Origin of the sequence: Synechococcus sp. OH2 (assembly GCF_047462155.1) — a bacterium.
Classification (GTDB): Bacteria; Cyanobacteriota; Cyanobacteriia; order Thermostichales; family Thermostichaceae; genus Thermostichus.
Genome location: NZ_JANSIR010000117.1, coordinates 10,855 through 28,628 on the forward strand (window position 1 = coordinate 10,855; position 17,774 = coordinate 28,628).

Genomic DNA, 17,774 nt, shown 5'->3' on the forward strand with positions numbered 1-17,774 from the left:
CCTGGCCTCTGCCGATCTCATGGCTGACGCCGTGCGGGGGCGCACCATCCCCGAAGCGTTGCAGTTGGTGGATCACTTCCAAGCCATGATGCGCGGCGGCGCTGAGTTTCCGCGGGAGCAGCGGGCCTTGAACGCCATGAAGGGAGTTGCCCAATTTCCGGTGCGCATCAAGTGCGCCAACCTGGCCTGGCATGCCCTCAAACACGCGCTGGAATCGCCCGAACCCGGTGGATCCCCGGACAACCCAGATTTTGTGAGCAACGAAAACACCGACTAGGTTTCGAGCTCTGAGCGGTAACGTAAGGGATCCCTGTTATCCAGGAAACTCCGAGGATCAGGGATGCCAGGGTGCCTCTTTGGCTCGTCTGGGAGCCAATGGCCTCAGCAGCAAGCCCTTCAACGCCGCCACTCTGGCCGCCGCAATCGCGGCTCTGCTGAGCTGGGATCCCTGAACCTGCCCCCCCAGATCCGTAGGATCCCCGCCGCTATCCGCCAAATGGCGTAGAAAAATCCTATAAATCGCGTACGTAGATCCTCGGTGTTTTACGTTTTTTTACGGATATCCAGGCTATAATGGGAACGTGAACGTTGGAAATACGGAGGAAACGCAGATGCAAGCTGGTGTCGATCTAACGCTAGACTACCGTACTTACCGCATAGCGGCCCTGTTGAGCGAGAGCTTTTCTTTGGGAGCACTGCTGGGAGTATCCCTCAAGTGGCAGGGTGAGGCCTCTTCTGAGGACGAGCCGCGGGCCGGAGTTTCCCGCCTCTCGCTGGAGCAGATTAAGCAGCGCTATCTCGTTCCTCGGCGCAAGTGACTGTCCTCCCGTAAAACCAGCTTTTGAACGCTAACCCCTCAAACGGAAAAGGTCATGAACACCGGTCTTGATTTTCCTCCTGTTGCTTCCAGCATTCGAGAAATTGTAGAGCAGGTGCTCTGCAGCGGCTTCCTCAGCCTAGGACAAGAAAACCAGATCAACGAGCTGCTCTTTCAGCGGCGCTACTCCGAGGCCGACCTGGAAATGCTGGATCGCCTGACTTTGGCGTTGCTAAATCGGCAAATCGAAGTGGAAAAAAGTTTTGTAGCAAAAGCTGCCTGACCGCCAAAACGCATCAAGTTCCTCCAAAGCAACAGGGGATCCTCTGCGGATCCCCTTACCTGTCGATTGAGCTAGAGTCTCCTCAGCAAACGCCGAGGAGTTCTGGGCTGCAGCGGCCGGGTGTGAGGGCTAGACCGCGACGGTCTTCTTCACCTGAGCTGCCAAAGCGCCAGAAGCATACTTGGCTGCCATCTCATCCAAGGTAACCACCGGAACCTTGGTGCCATGGCCGGCACAGCCGAAGGCGATGTAGCGCTCAGCGCACACTTTTTGCATTTCCTTAATAGAAGGCTTGAGGAAAGAGCGGGGATCAAAGTCTTTCGGATTTTCGGCCAGGGCGCGGCGCACGGCAGCCGTGATGGCCAGGCGGTTGTCGGTGTCGATGTTGACTTTGCGCACCCCGTTTTGGATGCCCCGCTGAATTTCTTCCAGCGGCACGCCGTAGGTCTCGGGGATGGAGCCGCCGTACTGGTTGATGATGTCGATCAACTCCTTGGGCACCGAGGAGGAACCGTGCATCACCAGGTGGGTGTTAGGCAGGCGGCGGTGGATCTCGGCGATGCGCTCCATGTCGAGAATGTCGCCGGTGGGCTTGCGGGAGAACTTATAGGCGCCGTGGCTGGTGCCAATGGCTACAGCCAGCGCATCCACCTGAGTTCGCTCCACAAAGTCCACCGCTTGGTCGGGGTCGGTGAGCAGTTGGTCGTGGCTGAGGGCCCCTTCAGCACCGTGACCATCTTCTGCTTCGCCACGGCCTGTCTCCAGGGATCCCAGGCAGCCCAGTTCCCCTTCCACGCTCACCCCAATTGCGTGGGCCACTTTCACCACTTCGGAGGTAACGGCCACGTTGTACTCGTAGCTGGCCGGCGTTTTGGCATCTTCTTTGAGGGAGCCATCCATCATGACGCTGGTGAAGCCGTTGCGGATGGCAGAGTAGCAGGTGGCGGGGCTGTTGCCGTGGTCTTGGTGCATGGCGACGGGAATGTGGGGGTACGTCTCCACCGCCGCCAGGATCAGGTGGCGCAAAAAGTGCTCGCCCGCATACTTGCGCGCCCCTCGAGAGGCTTGCAGGATGACCGGACTGTTGGTTTCATGGGCAGCTTGCATGATCGCTTGGATCTGCTCCATGTTGTTGACGTTGAAAGCCGGAATGCCGTAGCCGTGTTCGGCGGCATGATCCAGCAAGATGCGCATGGGAACAAGAGCCATCGCTTACCTCCTGAGGTGCTGACCTAATGCGTGTGAGATTTGCTTACCGTTAATCTTAAGGTATCTTTCACGTTTTGCGGGATGTAACCCTGGAGATTTGGGGATCTCGCCAAAGCATCCTTGCTACTATTGGCCGCCATGCTCGCGCTCAGGCGCAACGGTTCTGTGGTGCCCTCCAGATACACTAGACGTGGGTAGAGCGCGGTGCGCTCCGAGGCAAAGGTCGCCTTGTCTACACTCGCCTGTTTACTTTTAGCTTTTTGTGGACGTTATTTTTGCCTTTTGTTTTGCATTTTGTGTTGTTTGTCCGGAGGATTGAGAAGGTGCATTGCAATCCGTGGCCGATCCTGGGCGCGAGCTGGGGAGAGACTTTGTCCCGCCGGATGGGTTTGGCCATAGCCTGCTGGGCAGTGGCGGGCCTTCAATCGGCGGCATGGGGGATCCCTGGACAATCGCCAAATCAGGTGGCTGCCTGGGTAAGAGACAACCCGGTACTGCGGCCCCGTCCGGGCGAGACGCTAAACATCCAGCGGGTGGAGCCAGATGGATCCCGGTTTACCTTTTTGGCCTCGGTGGCTCCGCCAGGACGGATCATCAACCCGCTGGATCGGGAGACGATTCGCTCGGAGCGCATGACCTTCTTTCGCCCACAAGGGCTGACGGCGGAAGATCTCTTTCAGGCGATTCGCGAGGTCTATGGGTCGGAGATTGCCGCCGATTTGGATCAAGCAGTGGAGGTCATCCGCTACCCGGCTCCTAGAGCCCTGGCGGGTAATCCCGGCTACAGCCTTGCCTTGGCTACCCAAGGCGTGGTGCTGCGGGGAAAGCAATTGGTGTATTGGCTGGAGCTGACGCAAAACCCCGATGGTCGCGTGCAGCAAGGGCAGGTGTGGGTGTTCCAAGAAGAATGGCTTCCTAAGGTGGAAGGGGAGTTGGCCGAGCGCTTTCCCCTACAGGTGAGGAGCCGCTGAGCTGGCCCTCAGGCAGACGGAGGTTTGCGGCTGCCAGGATCCGCCTCTGAATTCAGCAGCAGCCATGTTGCCTAGGAGGGCTAGGCCATACTGACAGCCAGGGGGTAGGGGGGCACGGCTGTGGTTTTGCTGGTTGGCCTCACGTTGTTCGGCAGCGCTTTTTGCCTTTTTTGGGGACAGTTGTTGCTGGGCAAGTTGCTGCTGCCCCTGTGGGGGGGATCCCCCCTGGTGTGGAATACCTGCCTGGTCTTTTTCCAGCTTGCTTTGCTGCTGGGCTACCTGTGGGCAGACCGGCTGGGGCGAGGGCTCGATCCCGGCCTGGGCGTGCTGCTGCACGGGGGCCTCTTGCTGGTGGGGCTGAAGTTTTTGTCCTTTGAGTTCGGGATCCCTGGCCAACGGGAAGAGGTCTTTCCTTCCCTAGCTCTGTTGGCTGACTTGACGGCGAGGGCGGGAGTACCCCTGGTTCTTCTGTCGGGGACGACGCCGTTGCTGCAGCGGGCGCTGGGAGGGGTGAAAAGGGATCCCTACGGGCTCTACGTGGCCAGCAATGCCGGCAGCCTAGCGGGGCTTCTGGGTTATCCGCTGCTCTTGGAGCCGCGGTTGTCTTTGTCGGGGCAAACCCACCTGTGGACGGGATCCTACGCCCTAGTCGCAGCGCTGGTGCTGCTGGGTGGGGTGGGGCTGCTGCTGCAAGGGCGGGGGGTGGCTTTCCTACGAACCGCTCCTGCTCTGGGGGATCCCAGGGACGTCGGCAGGACGGAGATCTGGCCCATCTGCTGGCGGGAGGGTTGCCGCTGGGCCGGCTGGGCCTTTTTGCCGGCGGGTCTGTTGGTGTCAGTCACCACCCTCTTGACCACCGAGGTGGCGGCGGTGCCCTTGCTGTGGGCCCTCCCCCTGAGCATTTATCTGGTGACCTTCATGCTGGCCTTCGGCGGCCTCCACCCCAATGAGTTGGTTTCGAGTACGACAGCTCTCCTGGCCTGTGGGGCAGTGGGGGCCCAGGTTCTGGGCTGGGTGAGGCCTTGGTTTTGGGTGTTGCTGCTGCATCTAGGGGCTTTTGGCCTGGTGAGCTGGTTCTGCCACAGCCAGTTAGCCAGATCTCGTCCGCCGGCCCAGCAGTTGACGCAGTTTTACCTGTGGCTGGCTGTGGGAGGCAGCTTGGGAGGGCTGTTCTCCGCTTTGCTGGCGCCGCAGGTGTTTGAGACATTACTGGAGTACCCCCTGCTCTTGGGGGTGTCGCTGGCGGTGTTGGCGGCACGGGGAGGGCGGCTGGGGCTATGGCTGGGGCTGGGGCTGCTCTTGCCCCTGCTGCTGCTGCGCTTCCACCCCCAGGCGTTATTTCGCCTCGGAGCTGCAGTGGGCTTGGCCGTGGGGGTAGCGGTGCTGGCCCTGATGGGAGAAGACGGGAACCGCGGCTGGCGCAGCAGGCTTGGCCGGCTGGGGACGGGGGTGGGGTTGGTTTTGCTGCTGGGACAGCCTTGGCTGCCGCCGGGGCTGCAGGTGGTAGCCAGCGAGCGCAATGTCTTTGGCCTTCACCGCCTTGTGGAATACCACACCGAGGCGGGCTCCTTCCGCAGTCTGCTCCATGGCACCACCCTGCACGGCAGCCAGAACCTAGATCCCCAGAAAGCCCTGGAGCCGCTCACCTATTTTTCCCGCGAGGGGCCGGTGGGTCAGGTGTTCCAGCAGTGGCGGGCGCAGCCGCGCTCTTCTCCAGCCCAGGTTGCGGTGTTGGGGCTGGGGATCGGCACCTTGGCCGCCTATGCCGAGCCGGGAGAGGAGTGGACGTTCTTTGAGCTGGATCCCACTGTGGCCGACTGGGCGGGCCGCTACTTTGCCTATCTCAAGGGGGCCAGGCGGCGGGCGCAGGTGCGGGTGATCTTGGGCGATGCCCGCCTCCGCCTGCAGGGGATCCCCAATGGCAGCTACGACCTGCTGGTGATGGATGCCTTCAGCTCTGACGCTGTGCCGGTGCATCTGCTCACCCAGGAGGCCCTGACCCTCTACCTCAGCAAGCTCAAGCCCCAGGGCTGGCTGCTTTTTAACATCACCAACCGCCACCTGGACTTGGCGCCAGTGTTGGCCGCCTTGGCAAGAGAATTGCGGCTTCCCGCCTGGTATCAAGCCCATGAAGAGCTCACCGCCGCCCAACGCCGGGCAGGGCTGGCTCCCTCCCGTTGGGTGCTGATGGCCAAAAGCCCTAGCGCCTGGCAAGGCGGGGATCCCTGGCAGCCTCTTTTGCCCCCAACCGGAGATGCGGTCTGGCGAGATGATTTTTCCAACCTGCTGCAGGCAATCCGCTGGCCCTTCTTGGCCCAGGAGGAGGTGGCTCACGAATTCAGCGGAGATCTCAGGCGGAGTTAGTATGAGTTAAGATTGTTTGCAACGTAACTAAAGCCCGCCCAGGAGCATGGCCTATGTCTTCCTCAACTGTGCAAGCCTTACCCAGGGATTCTCAAACCGTTCTGACCGAGGCCCCTGCAGCTTGTTTTGTGGCCATTGGTGGCAGCCTACGGCCCAATTCTCTGACCTATCGGACGCTGGAAGTGGTGCGGCGCGAGTTCGAGAAGCTAGGGATCCCGCTGCACCTCCTCGATCTGCGGCAGATGAAGCTGCCCTTTGCCGATGGCTCAGAATCCTACCCAGACTATCCCGACGTGGCAGTCTTGCAGGCAACAATGAAACAGGCGGATGGGATCATCCTGGCCAGCCCGGAGTACCACGGCGGCATCAGCGGCAGTCTGAAAAATGCCCTGGATCTGTTGCGCTTTGAGCACCTGGAGGGCAAGGTCTTCGGGCTGATCAGCGTTTTGGGCGGTGAGAGCAACAGCAATACCCTAAACCAGATGCGTTTAATCGTGCGTTGGGTGCATGGCTGGGCGATCCCGGAGCAGATTGCCATTGGTCGGGCTTGGAGCGCCTTCGATGAGCAGGGCAACCTCAAAGACGAAAACCTACGCCAGCGCTTGCAGCGCTTTGTGCAGAGCATGGTAACCAACACGTCCAAATTGCGCGGGATCCCAGCTCCCCTTTCCTAAAAAGGCGCTAGGCTCTCCAGCAGCCTCTGTTTTAGTAGCTCCCCCTTTTGCTCTTTCAGGGGAAAGGGGTTGGCGCCCAAGCGACGGCATGGCTAAGGTGAGCCAAGAGGAAGCTGCGGCAAAAATCTGCATCACCAAAGTCGGGCCATGGTTCAACCTGCTTCCCCCTACTCCTCAACTGGAGCTGGGACCATCTCTCCCCTAGTTGCCCTGCAGGTAACCTTGCAGCGGATGCGGGAGCAGAGCGATGCCAATGCCCTGATTCAGCTCACGCTGGAGTATGTCAGGGCGGTGTTTGGGGCGCCGCTGATCTGGCTGGCCCTCTATGACCATGCCAATCACCAGTTGGTGGGCCAAGGGGGGGTGACCCTGCGTAAAGACGATCAAGCGCTCTTGCGAGCTCTGTATCCCCTGCAGCCGGGGGAGATCTTGGAGCAGGTGGTGATCGAGCAGCGGCCCATCAGCGTGGCCGATCTCTCACAGGAGCCGCGCATGGGCCTTTGGCAGCGGGAAGCCAAGCGCCTGGGCGGGATCCAAGGCTGCTTCATCTACCCCTTTTCAGCAGTAGGGCGGCGGCGCTGCCTAGGGATCCTGATGCTGGGATCCCAGGTGTGGGGCATCACCACCCGCGAGGAAGAAAAGGCGCTCCTGGGGATTTTGCTGGGTCAGTTGGCCGCCTCTTTGCAAGAGCTGGAAAACGCCTGGAGGCAGCAGACCGAAAAACGCCTTGAGGATTCGCTCCTGAGGCTGGGAACGGCGATGTGCCAGGCGGGATCCCTGCAGGAACGGGTCAGCCTGGTGAGGCAGGAGCTGCAGACGTTCCTGGGCGCCGTCCATATTCAGGTGTACTGGCACGAGCGCAGCCAGGGGCGGTTTGTTTCCCATGGAAGCGCCGCCAGGCCCAGCCAGCCGCCCACTCCTGCCCCCATATCCAGAGAGGCCAAAGCGGGAGCAGCACCGCCAGGAGATGGCGGCTTTTCACTGCGGGAGTTGGGGGATATGTACTACACCCTCGCCGATGGCCAGGTGGTGGTGGGCGGCACAGGGACGACCCGCTCCGAGATCCCCCTCAAGCTGATGCAGCAATTGCGGGCCCAGGCGGCCTTGGCCGCCCCCATCTTGCTGGAGAAAGATCTGCTGGGGTTTATTTGGGTGCAATCGGAGGTGCCTCGCACCTGGCAAGCCTCCGAGCGCCAGTTGGTGGCCGCCGCCGCCAATGGGCTGGCCTTAGCCGCCCCCCTGGAAAATCTGGATCGCCGCATTCGCCAGTTGGCCGACGACCAGGAGTTTGTCCACCAGGTGGGCCGTTCGCTTTACAATCCGGCGGAGCTGCCGCAGGCTCTCCAGCAAGCGGTGGTTGGCCTGGGTCAGCGTCTGCAAGCCGGTGCGGTGGCCCTCCTGACGGTAGATCCCGATAGGCCAAGCCCCCGCCTCTTCTCCGAGTACCGCAGCGAGGGCAAGCAGGCTTTGCCGCCGCAGTTCAGCTCTTTAAGCGAGCAAGACTGGCAGGATCTGCTGCGCAGCGAGGTGGTGGCGGCGGAAAACTACGACCAGGATCTGCGCCTCCTCTCCTGGCGGCAAGACCTGGCCCCTTTGGGGGTGCGCTCCCTCCTGCTGACTCATACCGGCGCCAGCGGCACTGCCACCCCCGAAGGGCTGATCCTAGTGCTCCACCCGCGGCCAAGGGCTTGGAGCCGAGAAGAACGGCAACTGCTGCGCGGGACTGCCCAACAAGTGGGATTGCTCCTGCGGCAACTTCGGTCTCAACAACGGCAGGAACGGCAAGAGCACTTGCTCAGCGGCCTAATTACCGCTTGCCTGACTTTGCAAAACCTGGCCACCCCTGCTGCTCTCTACGCCACCACCGCCCAACAGGTGGCCCAACTCCTCCGGATCCCTTTGGCGCTGGTGGTCAGTTGGCAGCCGGGGGAGAGCCGGGCCTGCTTGCAGCCGCCCTTTGCCGCCGCCCCTGAGTTCTGCCCCAGCGGCCCCACGGAGATCAACCGGCAGGATCCCTTGCTGGCTGCTGCGCTGCAGGCAAGAGGGCTCCTCCAGCTTGCCCAGGAACAGATCCCGGCAGCCAGCCGCACCTGGCTCAATTCCGCGGGCCTGGGCTCCTGGCTGCTGGTGCCCTTGGGGGAGACGGATCCCTCGCTGCCGGAGCCCCTGGGGGTTTTGATCCTGGGAGCAGAGGCGGACAGAGTCTGGGAGGGGGAGGAGCAGGCGGCTGTAACGTTAATTGCCCAAACCTGTGGCTGGACGCTGCGGCGCCTGCTTTGGGTGCAAACTTTGCAGGAGCGGCAGGAGGTGCTCAGCGAGTTGAACTGGTACAAGCACCGCCGCCTGCTGGATATGCAAAATGCCCTTCTAGATAGCCTGCGCCGCCTTGGCCAGGTGCCGGACATCCCGGGAGATGAGGCCACCCGCTGGCAAAAGGTGGTGGAAATCGGCAGGGGGCTGCAGGAGCTGGCCGTCTCTACCAATCCATTGTTGCAGGCAGAAACCTGGCAGGTGCAGCCGCAGTTCCAGTCGCTGTCTTTGGCTACTTTGGTGCGCAAAAGCTTGCGCCGGGTGGAGGGCCTGACCCAAAAACGCAAGCTGTGGCTACGCGCCCACGGCGACCTCAGTCTCGCCGTCCAGGGCGATATCGGGCGATTGGAGATGGTCCTCTGGGAGGTGCTGCTGGCTGCTGCCTTGCGCAGCCCGGAAGGAGGCCGGCTGGATCTGTGGGGCCAAGCCACAGAGGGCTATGCAGAGCTGCTGGTGGTGGATCAGGGCCACCTTGATCCCCACCTGCTGACGGCCTTGCAATGGGATCCGCAACAGGTCATCTACGCCGATCCCCTCTTCCAATCGCCGCTGCTGGTGAGCCCCGGCCTGGAACTTGGTCTGTGCCAACGGGTGGTGCAGCGGATGGGGGGGCAGCTCTCCTTCTATCTGTCTGGGGATGGGCGCTCCGTTGCCCGGCTGCTCCTACCGCTGGCCAGCGAGGAACTGCGTCCCCCCCCGCCGTAGCCTCAGGGGGACAACGCCCTCAGCAGCCAAAACAGGGGCAACAGGGCCAGCACCCCCCGATCTAGCCGCCGCAGGTGTAGGCGGTGCCAGCGCAAGGGGTGGTCGGGACCGGTCAGCCCACGCGCCTGCATGGCCATGGCTGTCTGCTCCGCCCGCAGGAGCAGGTTTTCAAAAAAGCGCTCCACTAGGGCCAGCAGGGTTTGGATCCCGCCCCGGAAGCTGAGGGATCCCCAGCGCACGTCGCGGGTGCGCACTGCCCGCACCAGGTTTTGCACCTCCTCCATCACCAGCGGCAGAAAGCGCAGCGCTAAGGTGAGAGTGAGGATTACCTCCGCAACCGGCCATCCCCAGCGTTTTAGAGGCTGCACCAGGTGGCCGATCCCCTCTGTGATCTCTTCTGGGGCCGTGGTCAGCAAAAACAAATTGGTGGCGTAGAGCAGCGTAAAGATGAGGGTGCCCAGCCGCAAAGCCACCGACAGAGAACGGCGGGACACCTGAAAGGTTCGCTCCCCTAGGGAAACTTGCAGCAAGCGGTAGCGGTAGGGGGTTGGCCAGGCACGGGTTTGCTCCCGCCAGGCCCGCTTGGCCGCTGCGCGGGATCCCTCTTCCACCCCCCAGTCATAGCTGGGGATGAGCCCGTAGCCCACCACCTGCACGTCCTGCCGCTGCGGCTGCGGGAAAACCCCCAACCCATCGGGAGCGAAGCAGGTGATCCCAAAAGTGAGCAGGCTGAGGGCCAACACCAGCGAGAGCTGGCCCGACCAGACCCGACGCGGCAGGCGGGCCGCCACCGTCAAGAACAACAGAACCGCCACCACGGCCAGGCGCCAGCCATTGCCAGCCAAAATTGGGCTGAGCAGAAAGCTGAGCAGCCAGGCCAGCTTCACACGCGGATCGAGGCGGTGCAGCCAGGTGCGCGGCTCTTCCAGGTAGATCCCCAGCGGGGCGTTGCGCAGAATATCCACTACAGGCAAACGGGAGACAGGTTATCCCCCAAAAGAAGAACGGAAGTTGGCAGCAGAAAAGGCTTAGAGTCGCTCCACCAGACGGGTTGAGCCGGATTGGGCGGCGACCCATCCCCCCGGGGCTCCCTCTCGCTCAACGCGCAACCAGACAGGCACCTGTCCTTCGCCAGCCTGCACCTCTACCACCCGCAGCAGAGCTTGGCGCGGAGCGGCCCCGACGATAGCCCCGGTCAGGCTAGGCTGCTGGCGAATGTTAATGCCCTCATTGGCAATCCCCCGCACCTGTTGCACACCCCGCCACTCGGCCAGAGGGCCGGTCAATTCAGGCTCAGGCGTGGGTTCCGGCTGGCCTGGATTGTCGATGGCAACCGGCGGCTGCTCCAGTTGCACCTGGGGCTGCTCCAGCGGCGGCGCCGGCGGCGTGAACAGGCTCCTCAGCATCTGCCAGATCACCAGCAGGGAGAGGATGCCCACGCCGACCACTCCGGCCAAGCGGATGCCGAGGGGAATGGCAGGGCGCTCACCCCGGCCGCGTCTTGGCCCAAAACGGCTGCGGCGGTAACGCTCCACCTCCTGGGATCCCCACTCGTGGGCGTGTGGGATCCCTTCCTCGAAGGGGGGCTTGGCCGGCCCCTCGCCACCCCGGTAGGCGGGCAAATCGGACATGCGCGGAGGCTCTGGAGGAGGTGCTGTCCCTCCCCGCGGAGATGGGGCGGGTGGGCGAGGCCATTCTTGTGTTTGCTCAGGCAGGTGTGGGCCACCCACCATGGCAGGCAAATGGGGTGCGGGGTGAAAAGATTGGGGAGATAACGTCCCCGCCGGCGAGCTTTCGCGGCTGGGCATTTCGTCCAAGTAAGCCTGAACCTGGGGGTTGTCGAAGTAGGCCTTCAGGCTGGCCTGAGCGGTTTCCAAGGCGCGAAACTCCGGGAACACCTCCTCTTGAAACCACTTTTCCGTGAAGCGGCACAGACCCGGCAGATGGTCAGGGGAGCCGGCGGAGTGTTCTGCAATAAACTGCAGGGCCTCTGTTTCTTGGCTGGAGCGCAGATGGTCAAGCGCCTCCTCCGTCTGCCCCAGCAACAGGCTGCAGATGGCCTGCTCCAGATGGACATCCTGCCGCTGGGCCAGGCGGGCCAAGTAGCCGCGGGCGCGCCGCACCAAGGCCGGACGTTTTTCCAGATAGCCCGCTGCCAGCAACACCTGCACAGCCAAGTAAGTGGCCACCAGGGAGGGACGCTCGGCCTCTCGCTCAAACAGCTCCTGCTGTTCTTGGAGAGTGAGGTGGCGGCGCACCCGCTGGATGAAGCGCAAGAAATCTTCTGTGCTGAGGCCAGAGCCATCCTGCCCACTTCCTTCAATGCCACCCCGCTCGTCCAGCATGGCTTTCAGGAGGGCAAGCCCTTGCTGCCGCGCCAGGGCAGGATCGGCAAGCGCCTCTTTGCCGCTTTGGGCAGGGGCGTTAGTCTCAAGGCTGAGGAGCTGCAAAATGCGGTAGGGGCGCAGCTTGCCCAGATCAAGGCGGAACTCTGCTTGCATCTGCGGAAAAGCCTGGTACTCCTCCAGCTCCGCCAGGCCCGCCTGCAGAGAACGCGCCGCCTCTTCGTAGGATCCCTGCTGCCAGGCTTCCCGGCCCAGCTCCAACCGGCCGATGGCCCGCGCCAAAATGGCATCGGAACGGGCAGGATGGCCCTGCTCCAACATGTGTTGAGCCAAATCTAAAGCCGCTTGGTAGTCTCCGGCTTCGCAATACAAACACAGCACGCCTGGCAAGAGGGTCTCTTCCACCGTCAAGGTGGGATCCGCCGGTGTCAGATGTTCGTCGTAGCTGTGCCGCGCCTCAGGGTTGAGCAACACCGAGGCCGCCTCTTGAATGAGCTGAGCGCGTGCTGCCACGGCCTGCGGCGAGAACCCCAGCAGCCAAGAGCGCTCGCCCGGTTTGAGCTCGAGGCGCTCCCGGTAAGCCTGTTCGATCTGATGCTCGTCTGCCCGTGGCGACAGCATCAAAACTCGGTAGTAGTCGAGGGGCACTCGCACCGTCATGGCTGTTGTCGGCTCTCCTAATCGCGTTGGATCCCTGAACCCGCCTCGACTTAACTGTAGTCTTTTCCTCAGCAAAAGGGATCCCCTCTTGCTTAGAACCTACCAGTCCCAGCTCCCCGGCTCCCCCTTGAAGGGGCCTACGACCTTGGAGGTAATCCAGCCGCCGTAGAAATCTCCCGGCTGGGGCCGAACTCGCTCTCCATCCACACGGCACTCCTGCACGCGGCCCGCATAAAAAGCAAGGTAGTCGCGGATGGGCCAAAACTCTGGGCTAGGATCCGGATAGCTCCAGGCGGCATCCACGGCCACCTGGGATCCAACTTGCACCGTCCAGTAGCGGGCAGTTCCTTTGAACTCGCAGAAGGAGGTGCGGGCGCTGGGGCGGAGATACTCCAGCCGCACGTCGCTGGGGGGAATGTAGTAGGTGGGCGGGTGGCTGGTTTCCAAGACGCGGTAGCAGCGGCAGCTGTGGGCAATGAGCTCGCCGTTGAAGAGCACTTCCACCCGCTCGGCAGTAGGTTCCAAGCGGGGCGGGCGCGGGTAGTCCCAGACGGATTCTTGTCCGGGCCGGGGCGGGATGGGCTGGGGGCGCATGGGCAGTCTCCAAAGCAGGATCTGACAGCACCTAAAGCAGACGGCTGGCTTCTACCAGTTTGGCGTACTGCACCAGCAGCAGAGACTGTTGCTCCGGCAACACCTGAATCACCCCCTGCTGCTGCAGACGGCCCAGCACCGCCGCCGCTACCTCTCGGCTGACCTGGCTGATATCGGCCAAATCCTGGAGGGGAGGGTAAACAATGCGCATTCCCTGGGCGGTCTTCTCGCCAAAGGCCTCTGCCAGTTGCACCAGCGCATGTACCACCCGCAGCGGGGGGCTTTGTCGATCCAGATCGGCCTGCAAATTGGCCAGGCGCAAGCGGCGGGAGAGGCTGCGGGCTAGCTGGTAACACAGGTGCGGCTCCTGCAGCATCAGCGCCTTGAAAGTTGCCGCCGGGATCCCGGCCGCCCGCACCGGGGTCAGGGCCAGCACATCCCGCGAGCGGGGGGCCTCGTCCAGTACCGCCATTTCCCCCACCCAAGCGCCCGGTCCCAGCAAAGCCAAGGTTTGGGCGCTGTCTTGCATTCCTTCTGCTGTGCCGAGCCGCAAAGACCGCCGCACCTTGGCCCAGCCAGAGAGGATTAGATAAACCACACTGCCCCAGGCATCCTGCATCAAGAGCGCTTGTCCTGCCGCAATATCCCGCAGCTTCACCTGGGATCCCAGCCATTGCAAGGACGCTGCCGAAAGTTCCGCCAGCGTCGGCACCGCCTTGAGCTCGGAGAGGAGGGCAGCAGAGACATCAGGAGTCATGCCGGAGGGAGGTTGACCGTACCGCAAGCCCACTGTAGCCCAGCCGTCGGCTCAAGGGCTATCCTGCAGAGGGTTCTCGCACCGCTCTGCCCCCTTGGGCCAAGATCGGGAGAGGGAACCCAACTTCCCCCGTTGCGTCAGAAAACAGAGGTTCTGCTCGGGAGGGGATCCCGCCGTCGTTCAATAACCTATGGATGCCTATGGATGCTGCCCTCAGCGACATCACTGGCCAGCGCTGGTCGGTCTTGGTGAAGGACGTGCCTGTGCGGCCCGAAAAGCTCGCTGATCTGGATCTGGTGCTGCTCTGCCAGCAGGGATCCCAACCCCACCGCGAAGCCTTTGCCGAGCTGATACGCCGTCACCAGGCCTATGTGGACAGGGTGCTCTACCACCTTGCCCCTGACTGGCCCGACCGACACGACTTGGCCCAGGAAGTTTGGATCCGGGCCTACCGCCACCTGAAGCGGCTGCAGGAGCCAGCGAAATTTCGCAGTTGGCTGGGAAGAATCGCCACCAACTTGTTCTATGACGAGCTGCGCAAGCGCAAGCGGCAGCAGCAGCCTCTTTCTTTGGATGCCCCGATTTCGACGCGGGATAGCGAGATGGAATGGGAACTGCCCAGCGAGAGCCCCAGCCCCCATGAGCACCTCACCACCTGCGAATTTTACGAGCGATTGCACCAAGCCGTCCGCGACCTACCGCAGGTTTTTCGCCAAACAATCCTGCTGCGGGAAATTCAGGGGATGGCCTACGAGGAAATTGCCGAGATCACAGGGGTGTCTTTGGGCACCGTTAAGTCTCGCATTGCCCGCGCCCGTGCCCGCTTACAATCCACCCTAAAACCCTACCTCAACGGTGAGTGACCATGGTTCGCCGCAACCGTAACCCCGACCGCGAGGATCCCCAGCCAGAACTGCCGCTGGTGGAAGAGCGCTTTGAACAGTTGAGCGCCTACCTGGATGGGGAATTGTCGCCCCAAGAGGCGCGGCAGGTGGAAGACTGGCTGGCCAGGGATCCCCAAGCGCGGCAACTCTACAGCCAACTGGCAGCCTTGCAGGCCGGCTTGGCCAACCTCAAGGCCCCAACTTTGGATCCCGTCCAGACGGAGCTGCTGATCAGCCGGGTCTTCGAGGAGCTGGATCGACGGCCGGCCCTCGAGCTGGGTTGGTGGCGGCGCAGGGGCACCCCTTGGGGACGGGTGGCAGCGGCTGTGGTGGCCTTGGCGGGAGCCGGCTGGGCGGGCTGGCGCTGGTTGCAGCCACAGCCGTTGGTATCCCTAGAAAATCCGCCGGTGCGGGTGGCCATCGTGCCGGCCTCTGCCCGGGTTGCCCAGCGCTACCTGTTTGAGCCGGGGCAAAAACAAGATGCCTACTCGATTTTGTTTGAGACAACGCCGAACCTCGAAGCCGAGGGGGACTGGGAATGATGCTGAGCAGGCTTGAGAAAGATTGAGGAGTGGAGGGTGGAAAAAGCAGTTCGCCGGGCTTGTGAGCTAGCAGTTTGCCTTTGGCTAGTCAGTCTGGGATCCTTGTCGGCCCAAGCTGATCCCAGCGGCAGCCATCCCGCAGCGCCGCAGGAGCCACGCCCCTATCCCAGTGTCCTGGAGCTCAGCAACCTGTCCTCACCGGGATCCCGTCTCGCTCCCACCCCCGCCCAAAATCAAGCGGCCTCTCCCGGGATAGAGCTATCGCCTTTTCCGAACTTCCCCCTCCTCAAGGAGTTGAGTCCACCCCCACCAACCTGGGCCGACTTAGGCATCCATTGGGATCACCTGGCCCTGCTGCCGGATCCTGAGCTAGCCGAGGCAATGGATAGGGAGTTCAACCGTCGCTTGGCCCGACTGAACCGGCAGATTGCCAACCAACAAGATCGCCTCTACCGCCTTTTGCAAACCTGGGACTCTGACGAAGAGGAGATCCGCCAGGTTCAGGCCCAACTGAGTCAGTTGCGCCTCGAACGGGATCGCTTGGCCCTGGAGCACCTGTTGCTGCTGCGGCAGTTGCAGGAGAACTTTGCCCTGCCTCTACCGAGTCGTTCTGCCGCCACCTCTCCGTAAGGTGGGAGCAGGTTATGATCGGCAGAGGGCAACCACTGACGGAGCTGAGCAATGGCCCAAGTGCCCAGCAACCCAGAGATCGAGCAATTGGCCGCTGCCATTGGCGAGGAAGTTTACATCGGTGTGGCCCGGTGGCACCTTTACCTGCGGGATGCCCACCTGCATACCGTTTTGGCAGAGCGACTGGCTCCCCAGGTGATGGCAGGCAAGGTGGACGAGAATGCCGTTACCGAGGTTCTGCAAGGGATCCCAGTAAAAGTGGGGGGTGGGCGCAAAGAGCTGCCCCTGGCGGATCTGCTGCCCATGCAAAGCCTGCTCAACCTGCTGGATGTGCTGGAGGAGTTCAGCCGCAAATGGGCTCAGTAGAGGGGGAGAAACCATTTCACCTAAGGCGATTGCCGCCTCCCCTCAGCACCTGGCTTAGGGCCAGTGGTTTTGTCCTGCTGCTGGAGCTGGTGTCGGCCTGTCAGGGAACCGAGTGGGGAGAGCGGCTGCAACGAGCAGTGCGACCGGTGGGTCTGTCTGCCTCTCCCTCTGCAGATCAAGCAGATCAATATCAACAACGAAATCAAGTAAATCAAGCAGAGACGCCTTCGCCTCGGATCGAACCCCGCTTCCCCTCTGCGCCTGCAACTCCCCCTGCTGCCTTCACGCCTCTGCCCAGCCAGCTCAGCAGCCGCTTTGCGGATCTGGAGCCCGGATCCCTGGTGGCCCGCTCGGTCTATGACCTGGATCAACTGGGGGTCTTTGCTGATATTCCCGGCAGGGAATTTCAGCCCCAGCGCAGTGTTCGCCGCGGCGAATTTGCCCGCTGGCTGGTGCTGGCCAACAACGCCATTTACGCCGACGAGCCCAGCCGCCAAATCCGGCTGGGATCCGCCAGCGAGCGCCCCCTCTTTTTGGATGTGCCGGAGGAGGATCCCAACTTTCGCTACATCCAGGCCCTGGGAGCTGCCGGCATCGTTAGCGGAGACGCCAACCGCGAGTTTCGCCCCAACAGCCTGCTGTCGCGAGCCGAGCTAATCCGCATGAAGGTGCCTTTGGATTTGCCGCCTGGGCAAATCAAGGGATCCCGATTAGAGCTGGAGGAGCGTTGGGGCTTTACCGATGCGGCGCAGATCCCTGAGGAGGCGGTTGCCCCCCTGGTGGCGGATCGCGGCCTGGAGAATGCTTCCACCGTGTTGCGCACCTTCGGCCCCATCCGCACCTTTAACCCCTTTGAGCCGGTCAGCCGCGGGGAAGCGGCAATTGCCCTGTCGGCTTTTGGAGAGCGGACAGCTCAGGAGGCGGTAGCCCAGCTCTCGGCCCTGCCAAGTCCAACGCCGGAAGCCGAAACTTCTCCGCCGGCAGCCCAGCCGGAACCCACCTCTCCTACCCCTGAGGGCGAGCCTTCCCCCAGTGAACCGCCGGCAGTTACCCCGGGAGCAGGGAAAATCGTTACACCCCGCTAGGGGATCCCAGGCTTTAGGAACCGAGAGGTCGAAAGCTCCCAAGGAGAAAGGCTCTGTTGCCTCTCCCTAGGGCAGGGCTTCCCGCCTAATAATGATGGAAGAAGCTAGCTTTGGAAAAAGGGATCCCGTCTGTGTCTGCAACCATTCCCGAAATTCGCTCTGAAGAGCTGCTGCGCTACACCGTCATTGGCTCGCGGCGGCCCAGCGTCTACTTTTGGGCGGTGGCGCTGACAGGGGGTGGGCTGGGCTTTACCCTGGCCGGTCTTTCCAGCTATTTCCACCGCAACTTGCTTCCCTTTTCCGATCCCGCCAGCCTGGTGTTCATTCCCCAGGGCATTGCCATGCTCTTTTACGGTGTGCTCGGATCCCTGGCGGGGCTGTATCAATGGCTGAGCCTGTACTGGAACCTGGGGGGCGGCTACAACGAGTTCAACCGCCGCACCCAGAAGATAACGCTGGTGCGGCAGGGCTTTCCGGGCAAAAACCGCGAGGTGCGGCTGGAATACGACTTTGCCGAGGTGCAAAGTCTGCGGGTCGAGCTGCGAGAAGGCTTCAACCCCCGCCGGGTTATCTACTTG

Annotated in this window: 17 protein-coding genes and 1 pseudogene; 13 read left to right on the forward strand and 5 right to left on the reverse strand. The window is 62.4% G+C overall.

Annotated features, from left to right (window positions below; genetic code table 11):
• The 3 genes and pseudogenes from NW835_RS12660 to NW835_RS12670 form a co-directional block, all read left to right on the forward strand.
• Positions 1-277: pseudogene (locus NW835_RS12660) on the forward strand (SUF system NifU family Fe-S cluster assembly protein); the annotation flags it as partial.
• A 334-nt stretch (positions 278-611) separates the two neighbouring features.
• Positions 612-818, forward strand: a complete 207-nt coding sequence (locus NW835_RS12665; RefSeq protein ID WP_414332414.1) for a hypothetical protein — start codon at positions 612-614, stop codon at positions 816-818.
• Positions 819-872: 54 nt separating this feature from the next.
• Positions 873-1,100, forward strand: coding sequence for a hypothetical protein (locus tag NW835_RS12670; RefSeq protein WP_414332416.1), 228 nt, complete (start codon positions 873-875; stop codon positions 1,098-1,100).
• A gap of 129 nt (positions 1,101-1,229) precedes the next feature.
• Here the strand turns inward: NW835_RS12670 and fba are convergent, their stop codons facing one another.
• Complete coding sequence (gene fba / locus NW835_RS12675; RefSeq protein ID WP_414415469.1) at positions 1,230-2,309, reverse strand: class II fructose-bisphosphate aldolase; 1,080 nt, start codon at positions 2,307-2,309, stop codon at positions 1,230-1,232.
• A 371-nt stretch (positions 2,310-2,680) separates the two neighbouring features.
• On the opposite strand from fba, the gene NW835_RS12680 reads away from it, so the two are divergent.
• From NW835_RS12680 to NW835_RS12695, 4 genes are all read left to right on the forward strand, one after another.
• Complete coding sequence (locus NW835_RS12680) at positions 2,681-3,280, forward strand: hypothetical protein (protein ID WP_414415470.1); 600 nt, start codon at positions 2,681-2,683, stop codon at positions 3,278-3,280.
• Between the two features lie 120 nt (positions 3,281-3,400).
• Entirely contained in the window at positions 3,401-5,644 is a 2,244-nt protein-coding gene (locus tag NW835_RS12685) for a spermidine synthase (protein ID WP_414415471.1), read from the forward strand.
• A gap of 53 nt (positions 5,645-5,697) precedes the next feature.
• Entirely contained in the window at positions 5,698-6,318 is a 621-nt protein-coding gene (locus tag NW835_RS12690; RefSeq protein ID WP_414365404.1) for an NADPH-dependent FMN reductase, read from the forward strand.
• Positions 6,319-6,465: 147 nt separating this feature from the next.
• Complete coding sequence (locus NW835_RS12695) at positions 6,466-9,333, forward strand: GAF domain-containing protein (RefSeq protein WP_414415472.1); 2,868 nt, start codon at positions 6,466-6,468, stop codon at positions 9,331-9,333.
• Between the two features lie 2 nt (positions 9,334-9,335).
• Here NW835_RS12695 and NW835_RS12700 read toward each other — a convergent pair whose 3' ends face one another.
• The 4 genes from NW835_RS12700 to NW835_RS12715 all read right to left on the reverse strand — a co-directional run bounded on the left by NW835_RS12700 (position 9,336) and on the right by NW835_RS12715 (position 13,689).
• On the reverse strand, positions 9,336-10,298 hold the full coding sequence (locus tag NW835_RS12700) for an energy-coupling factor transporter transmembrane component T family protein (RefSeq protein ID WP_414365416.1): 963 nt from the start codon (positions 10,296-10,298) through the stop codon (positions 9,336-9,338).
• 63 nt (positions 10,299-10,361) lie between these two features.
• Entirely contained in the window at positions 10,362-12,338 is a 1,977-nt protein-coding gene (locus NW835_RS12705) for an SH3 domain-containing protein (RefSeq protein WP_414415473.1), read from the reverse strand.
• A gap of 99 nt (positions 12,339-12,437) precedes the next feature.
• Complete coding sequence (locus NW835_RS12710) at positions 12,438-12,932, reverse strand: DUF427 domain-containing protein (protein ID WP_414415474.1); 495 nt, start codon at positions 12,930-12,932, stop codon at positions 12,438-12,440.
• A gap of 31 nt (positions 12,933-12,963) precedes the next feature.
• Entirely contained in the window at positions 12,964-13,689 is a 726-nt protein-coding gene (locus NW835_RS12715) for a Crp/Fnr family transcriptional regulator (protein ID WP_414415475.1), read from the reverse strand.
• Positions 13,690-13,889: 200 nt separating this feature from the next.
• On the opposite strand from NW835_RS12715, the gene NW835_RS12720 reads away from it, so the two are divergent.
• The 6 genes from NW835_RS12720 to NW835_RS12745 form a co-directional block, all read left to right on the forward strand.
• Positions 13,890-14,552, forward strand: a complete 663-nt coding sequence (locus NW835_RS12720) for a sigma-70 family RNA polymerase sigma factor (protein ID WP_414365396.1) — start codon at positions 13,890-13,892, stop codon at positions 14,550-14,552.
• A 2-nt stretch (positions 14,553-14,554) separates the two neighbouring features.
• Positions 14,555-15,115 carry an anti-sigma factor family protein gene (locus NW835_RS12725; RefSeq protein ID WP_414386083.1) on the forward strand — a complete coding sequence of 187 codons (561 nt, stop codon included), beginning with the start codon at positions 14,555-14,557 and terminating at the stop codon, positions 15,113-15,115.
• A 102-nt stretch (positions 15,116-15,217) separates the two neighbouring features.
• On the forward strand, positions 15,218-15,745 hold the full coding sequence (locus NW835_RS12730; RefSeq protein ID WP_414415476.1) for a hypothetical protein: 528 nt from the start codon (positions 15,218-15,220) through the stop codon (positions 15,743-15,745).
• A 51-nt stretch (positions 15,746-15,796) separates the two neighbouring features.
• Positions 15,797-16,111 carry a DUF3181 family protein gene (locus tag NW835_RS12735; protein WP_414415477.1) on the forward strand — a complete coding sequence of 105 codons (315 nt, stop codon included), beginning with the start codon at positions 15,797-15,799 and terminating at the stop codon, positions 16,109-16,111.
• Positions 16,099-17,196 (forward strand): S-layer homology domain-containing protein, encoded by a 1,098-nt coding sequence (locus tag NW835_RS12740; RefSeq protein ID WP_414415478.1) that lies wholly within the window; start codon positions 16,099-16,101, stop codon positions 17,194-17,196. Before NW835_RS12735 ends, NW835_RS12740 begins: the two co-directional genes overlap by 13 nt.
• A gap of 131 nt (positions 17,197-17,327) precedes the next feature.
• Positions 17,328-17,774: photosystem I assembly protein Ycf4 (locus tag NW835_RS12745; protein ID WP_414415479.1), on the forward strand; the 447-nt coding region annotated here is incomplete at its 3' end.

Excerpts from the sequence above, each read along its gene's own strand:
- NW835_RS12665 (WP_414332414.1), top strand. The coding sequence starts at position 612 with ATGCAAGCTGGTGTCGATCTAACGCTAGACTACCGTACTTACCGCATA.
- NW835_RS12670 (WP_414332416.1), top strand. The coding sequence starts at position 873 with ATGAACACCGGTCTTGATTTTCCTCCTGTTGCTTCCAGCATTCGAGAA.
- fba (WP_414415469.1), bottom strand. The coding sequence starts at position 2,309 with ATGGCTCTTGTTCCCATGCGCATCTTGCTGGATCATGCCGCCGAACAC.
- NW835_RS12690 (WP_414365404.1), top strand. The coding sequence starts at position 5,698 with ATGTCTTCCTCAACTGTGCAAGCCTTACCCAGGGATTCTCAAACCGTT.
- NW835_RS12695 (WP_414415472.1), top strand. The coding sequence starts at position 6,466 with ATGGTTCAACCTGCTTCCCCCTACTCCTCAACTGGAGCTGGGACCATC.
- NW835_RS12705 (WP_414415473.1), bottom strand. The coding sequence starts at position 12,338 with ATGACGGTGCGAGTGCCCCTCGACTACTACCGAGTTTTGATGCTGTCG.
- NW835_RS12710 (WP_414415474.1), bottom strand. The coding sequence starts at position 12,932 with ATGCGCCCCCAGCCCATCCCGCCCCGGCCCGGACAAGAATCCGTCTGG.
- NW835_RS12715 (WP_414415475.1), bottom strand. The coding sequence starts at position 13,689 with ATGACTCCTGATGTCTCTGCTGCCCTCCTCTCCGAGCTCAAGGCGGTG.
- NW835_RS12720 (WP_414365396.1), top strand. The coding sequence starts at position 13,890 with ATGGATGCTGCCCTCAGCGACATCACTGGCCAGCGCTGGTCGGTCTTG.
- NW835_RS12725 (WP_414386083.1), top strand. The coding sequence starts at position 14,555 with ATGGTTCGCCGCAACCGTAACCCCGACCGCGAGGATCCCCAGCCAGAA.
- NW835_RS12735 (WP_414415477.1), top strand. The coding sequence starts at position 15,797 with ATGGCCCAAGTGCCCAGCAACCCAGAGATCGAGCAATTGGCCGCTGCC.
- NW835_RS12740 (WP_414415478.1), top strand. The coding sequence starts at position 16,099 with ATGGGCTCAGTAGAGGGGGAGAAACCATTTCACCTAAGGCGATTGCCG.